Annotated in this window: 1 pseudogene; it reads left to right on the forward strand. The window is 60.4% G+C overall.

From position 1 onward, the window contains the following. A pseudogene (locus ACU8YC_RS27115) lies at positions 1-462 on the forward strand (HAAAP family serine/threonine permease); the annotation flags it as partial.

Below are 462 nucleotides of genomic sequence, written 5' to 3' on the forward strand. Positions count from 1 at the left end.
CGCTTCCTGCCCCCCCCATGCGCCAGTCCCCCGCCACCGCGCGCAATTCTGTCTCTGATCCCGATTGTCGGGATGCTCGCCATCGTGCCTTTCGGCGAGCAGATGATCGTGCAGGCGATCAGCATCCTGGTATTCCCGTTCGTTGCAGCCCTGATGCTGCTGGCGCCGTACCTGATCCCTCAGTGGAGCGGCGCGGTTCTGCAAACCCTGTTCTTTGACTCTGCAGCAACCACCGGCCACGGTCTGCTGTTGACCCTGTGGCTGGGAATTCCGGTAATGGTGTTCTCCTTCAACCACCCCCAGATCATCTCCTCCTTCGCCGCGGCGAAACGTGAAGAACACGGTGAAGAAGCTGAAAAGAAATGCTCCAAGATTCTGGCATGGGCTCACATCATGAGGGTAATGACCGTTAGCGTCTGCGTCTGCAGCGCCGAAGTCAGCCTGACGCCGGCGGATCGGGGC

The sequence above is a fragment of the Citrobacter sp. VF227 genome, assembly GCF_052950715.1.